The 18,033-nt window shown below is 61.6% G+C and carries 14 protein-coding genes; all 14 read right to left on the bottom strand.

The annotated features are described in order from the left end of the window. Positions 1-184 precede the first annotated feature (184 nt). On the bottom strand, positions 185-1,501 hold the full coding sequence (gabT, locus tag F3I47_RS18595) for a 4-aminobutyrate--2-oxoglutarate transaminase (protein WP_009089421.1): 1,317 nt from the start codon (positions 1,499-1,501) through the stop codon (positions 185-187). A gap of 113 nt (positions 1,502-1,614) precedes the next feature. Then, a complete protein-coding gene (locus F3I47_RS18590) occupies positions 1,615-2,748 on the bottom strand; it encodes a M20 aminoacylase family protein (protein WP_150029764.1) in 1,134 nt (377 codons plus the stop codon). Between the two features lies 1 nt (position 2,749). After that, the gene (locus F3I47_RS18585) at positions 2,750-3,676 is read right to left on the bottom strand and encodes a glyoxylate/hydroxypyruvate reductase A (protein ID WP_150029763.1); all 927 of its coding nucleotides are present in this window, start codon (positions 3,674-3,676) and stop codon (positions 2,750-2,752) included. Then, the gene (locus F3I47_RS18580) at positions 3,676-4,518 is read right to left on the bottom strand and encodes a GNAT family N-acetyltransferase (protein WP_150029762.1); all 843 of its coding nucleotides are present in this window, start codon (positions 4,516-4,518) and stop codon (positions 3,676-3,678) included. Before F3I47_RS18580 ends, F3I47_RS18585 begins: the two co-directional genes overlap by 1 nt. Positions 4,519-4,528: 10 nt before the next feature. Further along, positions 4,529-5,860 carry an FAD-binding oxidoreductase gene (locus tag F3I47_RS18575; RefSeq protein WP_150029761.1) on the bottom strand — a complete coding sequence of 444 codons (1,332 nt, stop codon included), beginning with the start codon at positions 5,858-5,860 and terminating at the stop codon, positions 4,529-4,531. Between the two features lie 56 nt (positions 5,861-5,916). Beyond that, a complete protein-coding gene (locus tag F3I47_RS18570; RefSeq protein WP_009089411.1) occupies positions 5,917-7,581 on the bottom strand; it encodes an ABC transporter ATP-binding protein in 1,665 nt (554 codons plus the stop codon). Beyond that, positions 7,578-8,429, bottom strand: coding sequence for an ABC transporter permease (locus F3I47_RS18565; protein WP_150029760.1), 852 nt, complete (start codon positions 8,427-8,429; stop codon positions 7,578-7,580). Before F3I47_RS18565 ends, F3I47_RS18570 begins: the two co-directional genes overlap by 4 nt. After that, positions 8,426-9,382, bottom strand: a complete 957-nt coding sequence (locus F3I47_RS18560) for an ABC transporter permease (protein WP_046102143.1) — start codon at positions 9,380-9,382, stop codon at positions 8,426-8,428. Before F3I47_RS18560 ends, F3I47_RS18565 begins: the two co-directional genes overlap by 4 nt. A 27-nt stretch (positions 9,383-9,409) precedes the next feature. Then, complete coding sequence (locus tag F3I47_RS18555) at positions 9,410-11,017, bottom strand: ABC transporter substrate-binding protein (protein ID WP_150029759.1); 1,608 nt, start codon at positions 11,015-11,017, stop codon at positions 9,410-9,412. Between the two features lie 81 nt (positions 11,018-11,098). Further along, on the bottom strand, positions 11,099-12,376 hold the full coding sequence (locus F3I47_RS18550; RefSeq protein WP_150029758.1) for an FAD-binding oxidoreductase: 1,278 nt from the start codon (positions 12,374-12,376) through the stop codon (positions 11,099-11,101). A gap of 9 nt (positions 12,377-12,385) precedes the next feature. Continuing rightward, positions 12,386-13,054 (bottom strand): haloacid dehalogenase type II, encoded by a 669-nt coding sequence (locus F3I47_RS18545; protein ID WP_046102145.1) that lies wholly within the window; start codon positions 13,052-13,054, stop codon positions 12,386-12,388. Between the two features lie 28 nt (positions 13,055-13,082). Next, complete coding sequence (locus tag F3I47_RS18540) at positions 13,083-14,552, bottom strand: aldehyde dehydrogenase (protein WP_150029756.1); 1,470 nt, start codon at positions 14,550-14,552, stop codon at positions 13,083-13,085. 448 nt (positions 14,553-15,000) lie between these two features. Beyond that, a complete protein-coding gene (locus F3I47_RS18535; RefSeq protein WP_150029755.1) occupies positions 15,001-16,458 on the bottom strand; it encodes an NAD-dependent succinate-semialdehyde dehydrogenase in 1,458 nt (485 codons plus the stop codon). A 160-nt stretch (positions 16,459-16,618) separates the two neighbouring features. Then, positions 16,619-17,578, bottom strand: a complete 960-nt coding sequence (gene cbl, locus F3I47_RS18530; protein ID WP_009089396.1) for an HTH-type transcriptional regulator Cbl — start codon at positions 17,576-17,578, stop codon at positions 16,619-16,621. Positions 17,579-18,033 lie beyond the last annotated feature (455 nt).

Raw genomic sequence — 18,033 nt, 5'->3', positions numbered from 1 at the left:
GCCCATCAGGCGTCAGTATTGCAGGCTGGCAATAACCTGGCCTGACGGGCCAGGCGCTTAAGCAAATGTTCAGAACCTCCGGAAGATATATCACGCTTTACGGTAAATGCGCCAGCGCTTCGCAGTGGTTATACCAGCAGGAGGTTTTTAAATTACTTCAATAAAATCAATGAGGAATCGCAGTTTAACCCAGACGGCCTGTGGCACGCGCCAGCGCAATATCGAAGATATGCAGCGCCTCTTCCAGCTGGGAGTCGGTCGTCACCAGCGGGGCCAGGAAACGGATAGTATTACGGTGCAGACCACACTTGATCAGCAGCAGTCCTTCCTGACAGGCGCTGTCGAGGATCTTCTGCGTCAGGGCCGCATCCGGGCGGCCGGTTTCGAAATCGAGGATTTCCACCGCCTGCATAAAGCCCACGCCGCGCACATCACCGATGCAGGCATATTTATCCGCCAGCTGCCGCAGCCGGGCATTGAGCTGTTCACCGAGCTGGCAGGAACGCTGTAGCAGGTTCTCCTGCTCAAACAGATCCAGCACCGCCAGCGCCGCCGCACACCCCAGCGCATTGCCGCCGTAGGTGCCGCCCAGTCCGCCCGGCGCTGGCGCGTCCATGATCTCCGCCCGTCCCACCACACCGGAAATCGGCAGGCCGCCGCCCAGGCTTTTCGCCAGCGTGATCAAATCCGGTTTAATGCCCAGCTGCTGGAACGCGAACATGGTGCCGGTTCGTCCGAAGCCGGACTGCACTTCATCACAAATCAGCAGAATGCCGTGCTGGCTGGTAATGCGGCGCAGCGCCTGCATAAAGGCCGGGCCTGCAGGCAGGAAGCCCCCGTCGCCCTGTACCGGCTCGATAATGATCGCCGCCACCCGCTCAGGCAGGATCTGTACCGCGAACAGCTGCTCCAGCGCCTTGAGGCAATCCGCCTCCGTAATGCCGTGCAGCGGATTGGGGAAAGGCAGCCGGTAAATCTCGCCAGGGAACGGGCCAAAGTTCTGTTTATAAGGGGCGGACATGCCGGTCAGGGTGACACCCAGCAGCGTGCGGCCATGAAATGCACCGTCAAAGGCGATGATGCCGGGGCGCTGCGTGTGCGCGCGGGCAATCTTCACCGCGTTTTCTACCGCTTCGGCGCCGCTGGTGAAAAAGACGCTCTTGTAGGCTTCGTCTCCGCCTACCAGCCGGTTCAGCCGCTCCGCTAACGCGATGTAGCCCGGATAAGCCACCACCTGAAAACAGGCGTGCGAGACCAGACCGAGCTGGCGGGTCACGGCGTTGACCACCGCCGGGTGGTTGTGACCGACATTGAGCACGCCGATGCCGCCGACAAAGTCGAGATAGCGATTGCCCTCAACGTCCCATACTTCACTGCCTCTGGCGCGCTCGATCACCAGCGGATGCGCGGTGACGACGCCACGCGGCACGTTCTGCTCACGTGCATCCAGTAACAGGTTGTTATCGGAGTATGCTTGCTGCTCTGCCATGACATTCTGCATTTTAAACCCTCATCCACGTAACGTTCGGTTGGCTCAAGTATCGCAACCTGTTGGTTTCCGACGCTGCCGTAATTCCGCAGGCAGCGGCATTTCCTGTCAAAATCCCGCTGCTTTCAGCAGGGAAATTTCTCTGCCAGCGCCTGACGAATCAGGGTGACAAACACGTTAACGCCATGCGGGATCAGCGCATCGTTAAAGTCGTAGGCGGCGTGATGTAACGGCCTGCAGGGCGCAGATCCCAGCCAGAGATAGGCACCGGGCCGCGCCTGCAGCATAAAGGCGAAATCTTCGGAGGTGAGCGCGGGCTGCGGCGCGATCTCAGCGGCGATGCCCGCCTGTGTCAGCGCCTGCAGGCAGAACTGCGCCTCATCCGGGCTGTTCAGGGTTGCCGGGTAGTAGCGCAGATAGCGCACCTCGGCATGCAGGCCGTGCGCGGCGGTGACATGTTCCGCCATCTGACGCAGCCGCGCTTCAATCGTCGCCTGTGCCGTCGGGCTGAAGGTGCGCACCGTACCGGTGATGTTCGCCTCCGCCGGGATCATGTTGTGGGAAAAGCCGCCCTCCATCCGGGTCACAGTGAGCAGCGCCGTTTCACAGGGGTCGAGCGCGCGTGAGACCAGGGTATTCAGCTGAACCACCAGCTCGCTGGTCGCCAGCAGGGTATCGCGGGTCAGGTGGGGCTGCGCGGCATGGCCTCCCCCGCCCAGCACCCGGATATCGAAGCGGTCTGCCGCCGCCATGATCGGGCCGGGCCGGGTCTGCACCTGACCCAGCGGCAGTTCCGGCCAGTTGTGAATGGCGTAGACCGCCTCACAGGGAAAGCGGCTGAACAGCCCGTCGTCGATCATCGCCTTCGCGCCCGCCAGCCCCTCTTCGGCGGGCTGGAAAATGAAGCAGACGGTACCGTCAAAACTGACGTCGTGCGCCAGTTTTTCTGCCGCACCCAGCAGCATCACGGTGTGACCGTCGTGGCCGCAGGCGTGACTGACCTGCGTCACGCTGCTCTGCCAGGCGGTGCCGCTCTGATCCTGCATCGGCAGGGCATCCATATCGGCGCGCAGGCCAATCATCCGCTCGCTGTTACCCTTTTTCAGAATGCCGACCACGCCGGTCTGCCCGATGCCACGATGCACCTCAATTCCCAGCTGTTGCAGAAAGTTCGCCACCCTGTCGCTGGTGCGGTGCTCCTGAAAACCGAGTTCCGGGTGCGCATGCAGTTCACGGCGCAGTGCCACTAAATGTTCCATCTCAATATCCTCGTGAGCGGTCGACCAGACCGTGCAGCGGCTCACCACGCTGATAACGGCGCAGGTTCTCCAGCAGCGCCGCAATGGCGCTCTCATTCTGTGTCTGGCTGGCAATGTGCGGCGTCAGCCACACGGCGGGATGGTGCCAGAAGGGATGGCCCGGCGGTAACGGCTCCGGGTCGGTGACATCAATCACGGCGGCGCGGAGCTGGCCGCTCGCCAGCGCCTGCAGCAAATCGTCATGATTAAGCTGCTGACCGCGCCCGGCCTGCACCAGTGCCGCACCCTGCGGCATCTGCGTAAACAGGGTGTGATTAAGCAGACCCTGGGTGGTGTCGGTCAGCGGCAGCAGACAGACCAGAATCTCGCTGTGCGCCAGAAAGTCCGCCAGCTCTCCGGCACCGTGCCAGCAGCGCACGCCGGGCACGTGGCGCGGTGTGCGGCTCCAGCCAGCGCAGTCAAAACCCAGTGCGACCAGTTGCTGCAGCGCAGCCTGACCGAGTTCGCCCAGCCCCATCATGCCCACCCGCCGCTGAGCCGCTGGCTTCACCTGATGCGGCTGCCACTGCTGCTGGCGTTGCTGATGAAGATAGCGTGGCATGTCACGATGCAGCCCGAGCACCGCGAAGGTGACATATTCCACCATGCCCTGCATCAGGCCCGGCTCAATCATTCGTATGACCGGCAGATCGGGCGGCAGCGCGCTGAAGTCAAACTGATCGGCTCCGGCGCCGACAGAAAACAGCAGTTTCAGCCGGGGAAACAGCGCCGGAATATCGGCGGGGGGCTGCCAGGCTACCAGCGCCTCAACCTCTGCCGGATCGCCGGTCTCCGGCCAGATATGCAGCTGAATGTCGGGGGCATGCTCCGCCAGCCAGCGCTGCCAGATCCGTCCCCGCTCCGGTTCCGATTTATAGACGATATGCATCAGGCCATCGCCTGGGTCATTAAGCCAAAGGCCTGCATCCCCTGCGGCGTCCAGGGGGTGCCCCGCACCATCGTGGTCGGCGCATCCACCTGATCCAGCCCGAGGGTGTTGAGCCAGCTGGCCAGCGGCAGGCTGGCGTCGGTATCAATGCGCAGAAACTGGTCCTGCAGTGGCTGCATCAGGGTTGCCACCAGCGCCTGTGCCACCGGCAGCTTCGCGGCGATCACCGGCCCAATCGCCCAGCCGTGCCCAAACCGGCGCAGGCTGGCGAACCCCTGAATCTGCTGCTGATCGTCCTGTAACAGCAGGGTCTCACAGTCGCCCAGCAGATGGTCGAACAGCGCCGGACGATGCATGCCGTGCGCCTGCTGATCCAGCTTCACCAGCGCGGCGTGATCTGCCGGGGTCGCCGGTCGCAGATGCAGCCCGGCCGGGATCACCACGTCCGGCAGTGACGCCAGTGCACGGGTCTGGTGCTGGCGGATCTCGCCGCAGCTGACAAAGCCGAGCTTTTCATACAACCCTTTGCCCATTTCGGTGGCGTGCAGCCGCACGTTGCCGTCGGGGACTTTTTCCAGCTGCGCCAGCATCAGCTGTTTGCCGAGGCCCCGCCCCTGCTGCTGATTATCCACAATCACCAGTCCCAGCGTGGCGGCGTGTTCGCCCCAGCGCCAGAGCACGGCGCTGCCAATCACTCTGCCCTGCTCTTCAATCGCCGTGCCTTCGCCCAGCTGCAGCGCCAGCTGCCAGTCTTCGCGTCGGTGGGGCCACTTCAGCGCCTGCGTCATGCGGTAGCACTGTTCAATATCATCTGGCGTCATTGCGCGTAGTGTCAGGCTCATTGCGTTCTCCTTACATCATGCCTGGGGTGTCTAATCCGCTGCCGTCAACCAGACGGCTGTAGCGATAAGGGGCAGGGTCGACAATCGGGGTGGCCCCGGTTGCCAGATCGGCAGCCAGGCGTCCGGCACCCGGCCCGATGCCAAAACCGTGCGCGCTGTAGCCCGCCGAGAGCACCAGCCCCGGCAGTTTCGCCACGGTGGAGATCACCGGAATGGCGTCCGGCGTGCTGTCGATCATGCCGCCCCACGCCTGGGCCAGCCTGAGATTCGCCAGCGCCGGATATTCGCGGCGCATCGCGGCCAGCCCCTCTTCCACGATTCGGCTGTCTGCCGCCGGATCGAGGATACGCACCCGCTCAAACGGCGACGGGCGATCAAAGGCCCAGCGCCCCATCGCTTCGGGGCCGTTGAAAAAGGGCGACAGGCCAAGGTTGAGGGTAAGATTCTTGCGGCGGCTTTTAAAAGTCGGATAGAACTGGCGCGCATAACGCAGCCCCTGCGCACCCGGCTCCAGCCGTCCGCGCCCCGACACCGAGACGGTATAGCTGCCGTCCATCTGCGGGCGGCAGGCGAAGCCCGGCGTATAGAGCGGCATCGCAATCGCCTGCTCTATCGGCTGCGTGCGGAAAGCCGTGCCGATGACATTGCCCAGCGGCAGATCGATGCCGTGACGACGGCAGAACATGGATGTCCAGGCCCCGGCGGCACAGATCACCCGGCTGGTTTTGATCAGCCCGCGTTCGGTCCAGACGCCGCTGACCTGACCCGCGGCGATATCCAGCCCGCGCACCGCACACTGCTGAAACAGCAGCGCACCTTTTTTCATCGCGCCCGCCACCAGGCCCGGCGCCGCCAGGCGGGGTTCCGCATGGCCGTCCGTTGGCGCTGAGAGGCCGCCCCGCCAGGCGGTGGTACTGCCGGGCGTCATCGCTTTTGCCTGCTCAGCGGTAAGAATCGAGCTGTTGACGCCATACCCCTTAGCCATCTGGATCCACGCATCCCAGGCGGCGATGTCTGACTCTTCCCGCGTGGCGTAAACCAGCCCGCTGCGACGGAATCCCAGCTCTTCGCCGGTTTCCGCGTTCAGCTCCCCCCAGCGTTGCAGGGCATAGATGATCAGCGGCAGCTCCCGCTCATCGCGGTTCTGCTGACGACACCAGCCCCAGTTGCGGCTCGACTGCTCGGCCCCCACCAGGCCTTTTTCGATCAGCACAACCTTAACGCCCTGCTTCGCCAGTTCCCAGGTGGCGGCGGCCCCGGCAATACCGGCGCCAATCACCACCACATCGGCGGCGTCGGGAAAGTCCGTACTGTCCTGTACATAACGAATCGGTGCAGGCATAACAAAACGACCTCTGTTGTAAATGAAAAGGAGCACGCCATGACGCCAGCGGCCACCTACTCTGCTTTCAAAATCTCTTCATGCTCATCCAGCCAGCCCTGACGCAGCTCCGGCACAGCGCGTTTCAGCCGCTCAAAGTAGAGTTCGCTGGTGGGCTTGTCGTAGTCGCTGCGGGCCAGCTGGGTCACGATGCGCCCGCTTTTCATCACCACAATCTCGTCGCACACGGCGCGCACCGCATGCATGTCGTGGCTGATGAAGATCACGGAGAGGCCCAGCTCCCGGCGCAGTTCACTGATCAGGTCGAGCACGGCGGCCGCCACCACGGTGTCCAGCGCCGAGGTAACCTCATCACACAGAATCAGATCGGGCTCAGCCGCCAGCGCGCGCGCCAGATTAACGCGCTGCTTCTGGCCGCCCGACAGCGCCCAGGGACGCCGTCCCAGCACGCTGCGCGGCAGCTGCACCAGATCCAGCAGCTGATTGAGCCGCTGCTGACGGGCCGCACCGCTCAGACCATGAAACAGCGTCAGCGGACGCGACAGAATGCGCTCAACGCTGTGAGCCGGATTCAGGGCGGTATCCGCCATCTGGAACACATACTGAATGCGTCGCAGCTCGTTGTCAGGGCGTTTCTGCATATCGCCCGCGATATAGTGACCGTTAAACAGGATGTGGCCGTGACTCGGGGCGTTAAGCCCGGCGATGGCGTGCGCCAGCGTGGTTTTGCCCGAGCCGGACTCCCCGATAATGCCAATCGCCTGCCCTTTCCATAGCCTGAGGTTGACGTCTTCCAGGATGCGCACCTTCGGGTGGCCCTCCCTGTCGCGCGGGCCATAACCGGCGCAGAGATCGCGCACTTCCAGCAGCGGCTGAATATCGGCCGCCGCGGGACACCAGCTGCTGGGCCGCTCTTTCTGGCGCGCCGCATCCATCAGCAGGCGGGTGTACTCCGCCTGTGGCGCGCCAATCAGATGTGCGGTCGTGCCATATTCCGCCATTTTGCCGCGCAGCAGCACCAGAATCCGATCGGCCATCTGCGCCACGACGGCCAGATCGTGACTGACGTAAATGGCGGTGACGCCGCGCTGCACCACCACCCGGCGAAAGGCTTTCAGCACCTCGACCTGGGTAGTCACATCCAGTGCGGTGGTGGGTTCATCCAGAATCACCACGTCCGGGTCGCCAATCAGCGCCATCGCCGTCATCAGACGCTGCAGCTGACCGCCCGACACCTGATGCGGATAGCGGTCACCGATGCTCTCCGGATTGGGCAGCGCCAGCTCACGGAACAGGCCAATCGCTTTTTCCCGCGCCGCTTTGCGGGTCAGGGTGCCGTGAATGACCACCGGCTCAATCACCTGATCGAGAATTTTCATACCCGGATTAAACGACGCGGCGGCGCTCTGAGCGATATAAGCCACTTTATTACCGCGAAAGGCGCGCAGCTGGCCTGGCGTCAGGCTGCTGACGTCGGTGCCGGCGACGTGAATATTGCCCCCGGCAATCCGGCAGCCGCTGCGGGCGTAGCCCATCAGAGCCATCGCGATGGTGGTTTTACCCGAGCCGGACTCGCCAATCAGCGCCAGCACCTCGCCCTTCTGCACGGTAAAATGAATGTCGGAAACCAGGTCGATCTCTTCGCCGCGATCGGTCTGCGCGGTGACGCGCAGTTTATCGACCGAAATCACCGGCATGGCCGTATGGGGTGTCACGTTCATGCTTCCTCCTTCGCCAGCGTCAGCGGACGCATCGCCTGCAGGCTGTCGATAAACAGGTTGGCACCAATGGTCAGGCTGGCAATGGCCAGCGCGGGCATCAGCACCGCCGGTGAGCCGTCAAACAGCCCCTGCATGTTTTCACGCACCAGCGTGCCCCAGTCGGCATAAGGTGGCTGCACGCCCAGGCCGAGAAAGCTCAGGCCGCTGAGCAGCAGCACGATGTAAACAAAGCGCAGGCCAAAGTCGGTCAGCATCGGGTGCACCATGTTGGGCAATATGTCGTGAATGGCGATATGCCAGCGGCTTTCGCCCCGCAGCCGTGAGGCGCGGACGTAGTCCATGCTGCGCAGCGAGCTGGCCATGGCAAAGGCGATACGGAATGCGCCCGGCCAGTAGGTAAAGACCGCCGTCAGGATCAGCATTGGCAGCGACGAGCCAAAGACGGCGACGATCATCAGCGACAGCACTTTTCCCGGCAGCACCAGCAGCGCATCGTTGATACGGCCCAGTAACTCCTCCAGCCAGCGTCCCGTGACCGCCGCCAGCAGCGCCAGCAGCGTGCCGACTAGGCTGGCCAGCAGCGCCGCGCTCAGCGCCAGGCCGATTGAGAACTTCGCGCCATAGAGAATGCGGCTCAGCATGTCGCGGCCGAGATAGTCGGTGCCCAGCAGGTTGTCCGCCGTCAGCCCGCCCATCAGCGGCCCGCCGCCGATATCGTCGATGCTGTGCGGGGCCAGCGCGGTGCCGAACAGCGCCATCAGCAGCCAGAACAGGGAGATCAGCAGTCCCATCCGGCCAGACCAGGAGAGTGACTGTAAGAAACGCCAGGGCAGCAGAAGAGTATTCATGCGCTTCTCCATTTCGGGTTAAAGGCGATAGTCAGGATGTCGGCCAGCAGCAGCAGCACCAGATAGCAGGCGGCGAACAGCATGACGCAGAGCTGCACCACCGGCAGATCGCGGTTGCTGACGGCATCCACCAGCTGACTGGCCAGACCGGGATAGCTGAAGATGGTTTCGATGATGATCACCCCGCCAAACAGATAGGAGAGGCTGAGTGAAATCGCGTTGGCAATCGGGCCAACCGCGTTAGGCAGGGCGTGACGCAGCACGGCTCTGAGCGGTGACACCCCTTTCAGCCGCGCCATCTCCAGATAGGGGCTGTCGAGCTGATTGATGATCGCCGCCCGCGTCATCCGGGCCATCTGCGCCACCAGCACACAGCAGAGCGTCAGCACCGGCAGCGCATAGGCTTTGAGGTAACTCAGCAGGTCGCTGTCCGGGCTGCCGAACGACATCGCCGACACCCAGTGCAGCCTGACGGCAAAAATCAGCACCGCAACCGTCGCCACCAGAAACTCCGGGACGGCGACCGTCGCCATAGTGCCGATAACCAGCGCCCGATCGAGCCGTGACCCGCGATTCATCGCCGCGATGATGCCGATGAGCAGCGCCAGCGGCACGCAGATCAGCGTGGTAATACCCGCCAGTTCAAACGTCGCCGGAATGCGCTGGGCCACCAGCTGTGCGACCGGCAGATGGCTGGCAAACGAGGTGCCGAAATCGCCCTGCAGCATGCCTGTCAGCCAGTGGACGTAACGCATCAGCAAAGGCTGATCCAGCCCCAGCTGCTGCCTTAACGCCGCCACCGTCTCCGGCGTGGCGTTCTGCCCGAGGATCATCTGCGCCGCGTCACCTGGCAGCAGGCTGGTGATGAAAAACACCACCGCCGAGACGATAAGCAACGTCAGGATGCCGGCACCGGTTCGCCGGGCAATCAGGAACAGCATATATCGGTTCATCGGCGTTCTCCTTACTCAGGTTCCGGATCAGGCGGTCAGCCAGGCAAACTCATGGAAGCGATACCCCATCATCATGCCCGACGGCCAGGCTTCCACCCCTTTGACCTTTTTGCTGTAGCCATCGGTGGAGCTGATAAAGGTCGGGATAAGGGTGCCGCAGTGGTCATAGATCAGCGTCTGCATGTCGCCATACATCTGCTTGCGTTTCGCCTGATCGCGTTCCCCCCGTGCCGCCACGACCAGCTGGTCAAACTGCGGATTTTTCCAGCCCGATTCGTTGCTCGGCGCGGTAGAGAGATAAAACTGTGAGAAGAGCATGTCGAGCGTCGGACGCGGGTTTATCGAGCCATATCCCACGGGATCTTTAGTCCAGTGCGACGACCAGTAGCCGTCATACGGCACACGTCGCACTTTGATGTTGAGCCCGGCCCCGCGCGCAATCTGCTGGATCATCTGACCGCCTTCGGTTGCCCCTTCAATGTTGGGCGTGGTTACGATCTCCACCGTTGACCCGGCCATCCCGGCTTTTTTGATGTGGAATTTCGCCTTTTCCACATCCAGCGGGCGCGGTTTCAGGTCGGCATTGTAGAGCGGATGCCACGGTGGCACCGGGGTGTCATTACTGACGTCGCCGTAGCCCTGCAGGACGGTTTTCACCAGCATTTCGCGCGGCTGGAGATATTTCATCGCCAGCACAAAATCTTCGTTGCTTCCCGGCTTCACGTCGGTGCGAATAATCAGGTTGGTGTACATCCCCGATTTGCTCTCCAGCACGCCGAAGTCGCTGCTGGCTTTGATGCGCTTGCAGTCGGCGGCGGTCATGGCCGCGACGATCTGCAGATCGCCCGACATCAGCGCATTGACGCGCGCGGCACCGTCGGTGACGCCTATCAGCTCCACCTCATCCAGGTGCGGCAGGCCAGGCTTGTAGTAGTTGGGATTTTTCGTGCCGATGGCGCGCACGCCGGGCATAAAGGCTTTGCAGATGAACGGCCCGGTGCCGATCCCTTTGCTGAAATCTTTGGTGCCATCCTGCACGATTAAAAACGGCGGCGTGGCCAGCATGTAAGGGACATCGAAGTTGGCGCTGTTCAGCTCCAGCAGCACCTCATTGTCACTGACCGCGGTGAAGGTTTTGAACTGGTCGGCCAGCTTGAAAGCGATGGAGGCGATAGCCGGATCTTTGTGGCGGCTGAGTGAGTAGATGACATCTTTGGCGGTCAGCGGTTTGCCGTCATGGAAGGTCACGCCCTTGCGCAGCTTAATATGCCAGGTGACGCCATCGCCCGACTCCACCGATTCCGCCAGGGCCGGTTGCACCATCAGATTTTTATCCAGCTCGGTCAGGCCGCTGTAAAACATAAACTGGCGGGTATAGTCGGCGCTGTTGTTACTTTTGGCCGGGTCGAGCGTGTCGGTGGCCGACGCATTCGACATCGCCGCGCGCAGTTTACCGCCCTTCACGGGCTTATCGTCCGCCTGTGCTGCCCCGGAAAAACCGATCAGGCCGCTGCTCATCACCGCACCCGCGGAGAGGATTTTCATCAGGCTGCGGCGTGACAGTGTGCCTTCGGTGATCATGCGCGTCAGTGCCGGATTTACCGCATCAGCGTCGTTATTATCAAATTTACTCATCTCTGTACCCTCAATAGTCAGGCGAACCGGGGATCATTTTCTGACGGTGCTGGCAACCTGGCAGCCAGCCTCCGACGGGGGTTATGAAAGGCGATCCTTTGCTTTGTAATAGAGTCCTGCGAGCGGTAAAAACCATGGCTTACCGTGATAACCGGGCAGCGCGGGCCATGTCTCACGCTGCCAGGGATTGTCCGTCGCTTTTTCAGCCAGCAGGTCGGCCATGACCCGCCCCATCCAGACCGACATCTGGGTGCCGTGACCGCTGTAGCCCAGCGAGTAGAAAACGCCATCCTGTTCACCGGCGTGAGGCAGACGGTCGGCCGTCATATCGACCATGCCGCCCCAGCAGTAGTCCACCTGCGCCTGGCCGAGCTGGGGCAGCATCTGCGTCATCGCCCGGCGCAGGATCTCGCCACTGCGGGAGTCCGAGGTGGGATTGCTGACCGCAAACCGGGCGCGCCCGCCAAACACCAGCCGGCGATCGGCGGTGGTGCGGAAGTAGTTGCCAATATTCAGGGAGGTGACGTAGGTGCGGTCCTGCGGCAGCACCTGTTGCAGCAGCGCCGGGTCCAGCGCTTCCGTCACCACAATAAAGCTGCCGACCGGCACGATGCGGCGCTGAAACCAGGGAAAGGGACCGACGTTGGAGCAGCCGGTCGCCATCAGCACCTTATCCGCCAGCAGCGAGCCCTGCGCGGTGTGGACCCGGTGCTGATATCCCTTCAGCCGCTCTAATTTCGTCACGGCGTGATGGGGGAAAATTTTTGCGCCGCTGCGGGCGGCCGCTTCGGCCAGACCAACTCCAAACTTGCCCATGTGCATCTGACCGCCACGCTGCTGCAGCAGGCCACCGTGAAAGTCATCGCTGGCGATCTCGTCACGCACCGCCGTTTTGTCGAGCAGGGCGATCTCCGGGTCAACGGTGCGGCGCATCAGTTCATAAGCCTCCCGCAACCCGGCCATGTGTGACGCTTTGCTGGCGAGCTTAAGCTTGCCGCACAGCCGGAAGTCGCAGTCGATCGCTTCGTCCTGGATCAGTTGCCGGACATAGCTCACGGCATCGTCAAACGCCCGGTAGAAGCGGCTGGCCTGCTCCAGGCCCTGACTGGCCACCAGCGCGGCGAAGTTCTGCGCCACACCGGTGTTGCAGTGGCCACCGTTGCGCGCCGACGCCTGGCTCATGACCTCGCCACTCTCCAGCAGCACAACGCTGATCCCGCTGCGCGCCAGGCTGAGCGCCGCCGAGACGCCGGTGAAGCCGCCGCCGATCACCACCACGTCAGCGTGGGCTGGCAGCGGTTCGCGAGCGGCACCGGTAAAGGCGGGAGCCGTGGCCTGCCAGAACGATTCCAGTTTCATGGGGGTTCCTCAGAGTCCGACGACGCCAGGCAGGCCGCCGATGTCGTTGATTTCGGTGTACCCGTAGTAGGGGTTTGCCGGCTCATGGCCGCGATTGACCCAGACTTTGTTTTTGATGCCGAGATCGTGTGCGGTCATCAGGTCATAGCGGAAACTGGAGGAGACGTGCAGGATCTCCTCCGGGCCGCAGCCGAGCTTATCCAGCATGTACTCGAAGCCCTTCATCTGCGGTTTGTAGGCACCCGCCTCTTCCGCCGTAATGGTCATGTGAATGGGCGCGCCCAGACGCGGAATATGATGCGGGATCAGATCTTTCATTGAGTTGGTGAGCAGCACGAGCGGAAACGCTTCGGCGACTTTCGCCAGACCGGCCGGCACGTCGGGATGCGGGCCCCAGCTCGCGCAGTCGGTGTAGATAAAGTCGCTGTCGGCTTTCTCCCAGCGAACGCCCCATTTTTTGCAGGTGCGCTGAATCGCATTGCTGACCACGTCGTAGTAGGGTTTCCATGCGCCCAGCACTTCATCCAGCCGGTAGGCTGAAAAGTCCCGGGTAAAGGCGTCCATGTCGGCCGGGTCGACGCGGTCGCTGAAACAGCGCTGCGCGGCGCCGGCCATATCGAAGCGAATCAGCGTGCCGTAACAGTCGAACGTGATAAATTTCGGTTTAAACAGAGCCATGTCACACCCTCATAGTCGTCAGTTGTGCTTAGAAATCGATAAGAACGCTCTTCTGGCGCTGGCAGGCCTGAAATGCCTGACGCCCTAAATCTTTACCAATGCCGGAGCCGAGAAAGCCGCCGGTGGGGATGATGAAGTCGCCGGAGCGGCCGTAGCGGTTGATCCAGACGGTGCCGGCGTCAATGGCACGCATGGCGCGCAGCGCACGCGGCAGGCTCAGCGTGTGCACCCCGGCACAAAGGCCGTAGATCGCATGTGCCGCCATCGCCAGTCCCTGCTCTTCATCATCAAAGGTCTGCACCGTCAGCACCGGGCCAAAGATCTCCTGCTGCACCGCCGGGTTATCCTGGGTGACGTGGCTGAGCAGCGTAGGCTGCCAGAACCAGCCCTCGTCGGTGTCGGCAAAACGCGCGCCGCCGACAATCACCTCGGCGCCCTGCGCTTTCGCCGCCTCAATGACCGAGCTGACTTTGTTGCCCTGGCGCGCATCAATCAGCGGTGCGTAGCGGCTGCTCTCCTGCCAGGTGACGCCCGGTTTCACTTCCCGGCAGAGCTGCGCCAGCCGCTCAACCAGCGGTTCGGCGATGTTGCGCTGCACAATCAGGCGGGTGCCCGCCACACAGGCCTGACCGCCGTTAGCGGTGAAGCCGCGCAGAATGCGCTGGGCCAGCACCTCACTGTCGCCTGCATCATCAAAGACCAGCTGCGGACTTTTGCCGCCCAGCTCCAGCGTGACCGGTTTCATGCCGAACTGTGCCGCGTCGCTCATGATGCGTGCACCGGTCTGCGTCGAGCCGGTAAACGAGACTTTGCGCACCAGCGGGTGTTTCACCAGCGCACTGCCGGTGACTGCCCCACTGCCCTGCACGATGTTCAGTACCCCGGCCGGTAAGCCCGCCTGAATCGCCAGTTCGGCCATGCGCACGGTGGAGAACGGCGTCAGTTCAGACGGCTTGAGCACCACTGCATTGCCCGCCGCCAGCGCCGGACCGCATTTCCACGACGCCATCGACAACGGGAAATTCCACGGGGTAATCGCGCCGATCACGCCATAGGGTTCAGCGATCAGCATGCCGAGGCTACTGTCGCGGGTGGGAAAGAGATCGCCGCTGTATTTGTCGGCGCATTCGGCATAGAAGCGAATCGCTTCGGCCGTGAAAGGGATTTCGTGCTGCACCACGTCGCTGATGGGTCGGGTCGACCCCAGCGCTTCCAGCTGGGCCAGCAGGGGATCCTGCTCAATCAGATCTGCCCAGCGGCGCAGAACCCGGCCACGTTCGCGTGGCGCGCAGCCTGACCAGCCGCTGGTTTTCAGCGCCTGATGCGCCACGGTCACGGCGTGATCGACATCTTCTGGCGTGGCGTCCCGTAGCTGCGCATAGACCCGGCCGTCTGAGGGGCGTTTAACCTCAGACAGGGCGCCCTGGCCTTGCACGTGCTGGCCGCCAATATAATGGCCAGCCGGAAGAGAAACGTTTTCAGGGTCGAAACTTAACATGGAATAATTCCTTATTTGTTACACCCATCAGTTGCTGGTTAATTCGTTTTTTCAGCCGCCGATTTCTGCGCGGGTAATAAGCTAATGCAGAAAGTATGCCAGTCGGGCAAAAAATAAAAATGCGTTTAAAACAGCGCAAAAAAATTTTCTGCCGTATTGCCGGATGATTTTTTGCGGAATTGCCGAACAATTAAACAGATGATTTACTTCACAAAAATCCTGCGCTCTGCTGGTGCAGCCTGCACGGAAATTGCACCAAAGCGGATATTCCGGGCAAGGCGGGTGATTAACTGAAGCCTGCGCCGCCGGTTTACTGACGCGCTTCACATCCCGGATCATTTCTTATGTTTTAAACCCGATACGTTGACGCCGAAAAAAATTATCCGGAATAGCCACCAAAAAAAAAACGCCAGCCGGATGACCCGACTGGCGTTTAATTACTCTTTATTCACAGACTGCCGATATGAAACGTTTTTTGTTCCAGATATTCGTCAATGCCGTAACGTGATCCTTCCCGGCCAATGCCGGAGAGTTTCACCCCGCCAAAGGGAGCCACTTCCAGGGAGATCGCACCGGTATTGAAGCCGACCATCCCGAACTCCAGCGCTTCCGCGACCCGCCACGCCCGCCGGATGTTTTCGGTAAAGAAGTAGGCCCCCAGACCATAGGGCGTGTTATTCGCCATGGCGATCGCCTCCTCTTCACTGTCAAAAATAAACAGCGGCGCGACCGGGCCAAAGGTCTCCTCATGAGCGATGCGCATCGAGTCGGTCACCTCCCCCAGAACCGTAGGCTGTACAAAAGTACCGTTGCCCTGGCTGATGCCGCCGGTCAGCAGGGTTGCGCCCTGGCTCAGCGCATCATCAATATGACCATTCACTTTTTCCACCGCGCGCTCATTGATCAGCGGGCCGATGGTGCTGTCAGGCGCAAAACCATCGCCGACGTTCAGGGTGGCGACCGCCTCCAGCAGTCGTGCGGTAAAGCGCGCATAGATGCTGCGCTGCACCAGAATACGGTTGGCGCAGACGCAGGTCTGTCCGGCGTTGCGAAATTTGCTGAGCATGACCCCGGCCACCGCAACCTCGATATCGGCATCCTCAAAGACAATCAGCGGTGCGTTTCCGCCCAGCTCCAGACTCAGGCGTTTGATGCTGTCGGCACTCTGCTGCATCAGTAACTGCCCGATCCGGGTAGAGCCGGTAAAGGAGATTTTGCGCACCGTGCGGCTCCCGGTCAGGGCCGCGCCAATCTCCGTGGGCAGGCCGGTTAATACCTGCAAAACCCCGGACGGGAAACCGGCGCGCTCTGCCAGCACGGCCAGCGCCAGCGCGGAGAGCGGCGTCAGTTCTGAAGGTTTAACGATGATCGGACAGCCAGCCGCCAGCGCAGGCGCTACTTTGCGGGTGATCATCGCAATCGGGAAATTCCACGGCGTAATCGCAGCGGCCACACCGACCGGCTGTTTCAGCACCAGAATGCGGCGGTCCTCGCTGGGCGCGGGAATGGTATCGCCATAAATGCGGCGCGCCTCTTCGGCGAACCATTTCACAAAGCTGGCCCCGTACAGCACTTCCCCTCTGGCTTCTGCCAGCGGTTTACCCTGTTCGGCGGTCATGATGATTGCCAGGTCATCGGCATTCTCAATAATCAGCTGATGCCACTTCTCCAGCAGCGCGGCGCGGCTGGCATTGGGCGTCCTGCCCCAGCTGATGCGTACCGTTTCTGCATAAGCAATGGCCTGCTCCGTTTCGGCGTATCCCAGAGCCGGGATCGTCGCCAGCGTTTCACCCGTGGCGGGATTGGTAACCGGCAGCGTGGCCCCCTGCTGCGCATCCTGCCAGCATCCGGCAAACAGCGCCTGCTGGCGCAGCAGATCGCTGTCGTTGAGTTGAAGTTGCGACATAACATCCCCCTGTAGTGAGCTGCTTCCACTTTATCGCGCCCGGTGAGTGCAGGATGTTGTTTCAGGGTGAGAGAGAGGCTGGCGAAGAGGTTTTAAGCAGGCTTTCGAAATTTTATGCCGTGGGGGAAACCCGGCGCATCCTGCCGGATGCGCGGAGTGATTAAATCTGGAAGTCGATAACCGGCTCGTCATCGCTGCTGTACGAGAGCGCCTGACGCTTGATCTCCTCCAGTGACAGGTTGGCGTTGCAGAGTTCCAGGAACTGCCAGACATAGTTGCGTTGCAGCTGACCGCGCTTCAGGCCTAGCCAGACGGTACTGGCATCGAACAGATGAGTAGCATCAATGCGCACCAGCTCTTCACTCTCTTCGGTTTCACACGCCTGGTCGGCCAGAATCCCGACGCCTAATCCGAGCTTAACGTAGGTTTTCACCACGTCGGAGTCCTGAGCGCTGAGTACGATGTCCGGTTTCAGACCGGCGCTCTGGAAGGCGCGATCCACCCGGGAACGGCCGGTAATGCCCTGCCGGTAGGTAATAAGGGGATGGCGGCTGAGGGTGCTCAGCGAAACGGGCTGGTTCTGCACCAGCTCATGCCCTTTCGGCACCAGTAAGGCGTGGTGCCAGCTGAACCAGGGAAAGGCCGCCAGGCTGCTGTTGTTGACCAGCATCTCACTGGCGATGCCGACATCCGCCTCCCCCGCCAACAGCATCGATACAATCTCCTGCGGGGAGCCCTGATTGAGTTCCAGCCGGACATTCGGATAGAGCTGGCGAAACGCTTTGATGATCTTCGGCAGGCTGTAGCGCGCCTGAGTATGGGTGGTGGCGATCGTGAGGATACCGCTGGTTTCATTGGTAAACACATCGGCCAGGCGGCGGACTTTGCCCGCCTCATCCAGGATGCGTTCGGCAATGGTCAGCAATGCTTTACCCGGCTCGGTCATCCCCAGCAGACGTTTACCGCGGCGGATAAAGATCTCCACGCCAAGTTCATCTTCCAGATCCCGGATGTGCCGACTCACACCCGACTGGGAGGTAAAGAGCGTGTTAGCGACTTCCGTTAAATTAAATTCACAGCGGGCCGCCTCGCGGATAATTTTAAGCTGCTGGAAATTCACGGTATTTACCTCCCTTTACATAATCTGATTCTGTGATGGTAAGAACTATTATTGATAACGGGAAATACTAAAAAATTTGGCTTTATGACTTTAGGGAATAAAGGGGTGGGGTTGTTCGTTGCGTGAATGCGGTGAGAAGATTGGCCTGGCAGGGCGGGCTTGAGTGGTGTTCGTTGCGTGGTGGGGGCGCTGGGAGAGCTTGCAGCAAACGGGCTATGAGAGGGTTTCGTTCGCCGGGCAAACCGGGCAGTTTCAGTTTCGCCTCTGCAGGCGACCGACAAGGGGGCGCCAGTCGCCGCGCCCCCTTGACCCCGCGCTCCGGCCTGCCTCACCGCCGCTTCGCGGTCCCTTCGCTTCTTCCGGATTTCTCACGGACCGGCAGGACGCGCCATCCCTGGCGCGACCCTGCCTCTTCGCGACATCCCTGTCGCTCGTCCTGAAATCCCTCATCCGCT

Source organism: Pantoea sp. M_10 (assembly GCF_008631515.1).
Classification (GTDB): domain Bacteria; phylum Pseudomonadota; class Gammaproteobacteria; order Enterobacterales; family Enterobacteriaceae; genus Pantoea; species Pantoea anthophila.
This window is presented reverse-complemented; position numbering and strand designations above follow the sequence as displayed.

Excerpts from the sequence above, each read along its gene's own strand:
- gabT (WP_009089421.1), bottom strand. The coding sequence starts at position 1,501 with ATGCAGAATGTCATGGCAGAGCAGCAAGCATACTCCGATAACAACCTG.
- F3I47_RS18590 (WP_150029764.1), bottom strand. The coding sequence starts at position 2,748 with ATGGAACATTTAGTGGCACTGCGCCGTGAACTGCATGCGCACCCGGAA.
- F3I47_RS18585 (WP_150029763.1), bottom strand. The coding sequence starts at position 3,676 with ATGCATATCGTCTATAAATCGGAACCGGAGCGGGGACGGATCTGGCAG.
- F3I47_RS18580 (WP_150029762.1), bottom strand. The coding sequence starts at position 4,518 with ATGAGCCTGACACTACGCGCAATGACGCCAGATGATATTGAACAGTGC.
- F3I47_RS18575 (WP_150029761.1), bottom strand. The coding sequence starts at position 5,860 with ATGCCTGCACCGATTCGTTATGTACAGGACAGTACGGACTTTCCCGAC.
- F3I47_RS18570 (WP_009089411.1), bottom strand. The coding sequence starts at position 7,581 with ATGAACGTGACACCCCATACGGCCATGCCGGTGATTTCGGTCGATAAA.
- F3I47_RS18565 (WP_150029760.1), bottom strand. The coding sequence starts at position 8,429 with ATGAATACTCTTCTGCTGCCCTGGCGTTTCTTACAGTCACTCTCCTGG.
- F3I47_RS18560 (WP_046102143.1), bottom strand. The coding sequence starts at position 9,382 with ATGAACCGATATATGCTGTTCCTGATTGCCCGGCGAACCGGTGCCGGC.
- F3I47_RS18555 (WP_150029759.1), bottom strand. The coding sequence starts at position 11,017 with ATGAGTAAATTTGATAATAACGACGCTGATGCGGTAAATCCGGCACTG.
- F3I47_RS18550 (WP_150029758.1), bottom strand. The coding sequence starts at position 12,376 with ATGAAACTGGAATCGTTCTGGCAGGCCACGGCTCCCGCCTTTACCGGT.
- F3I47_RS18545 (WP_046102145.1), bottom strand. The coding sequence starts at position 13,054 with ATGGCTCTGTTTAAACCGAAATTTATCACGTTCGACTGTTACGGCACG.
- F3I47_RS18540 (WP_150029756.1), bottom strand. The coding sequence starts at position 14,552 with ATGTTAAGTTTCGACCCTGAAAACGTTTCTCTTCCGGCTGGCCATTAT.
- F3I47_RS18535 (WP_150029755.1), bottom strand. The coding sequence starts at position 16,458 with ATGTCGCAACTTCAACTCAACGACAGCGATCTGCTGCGCCAGCAGGCG.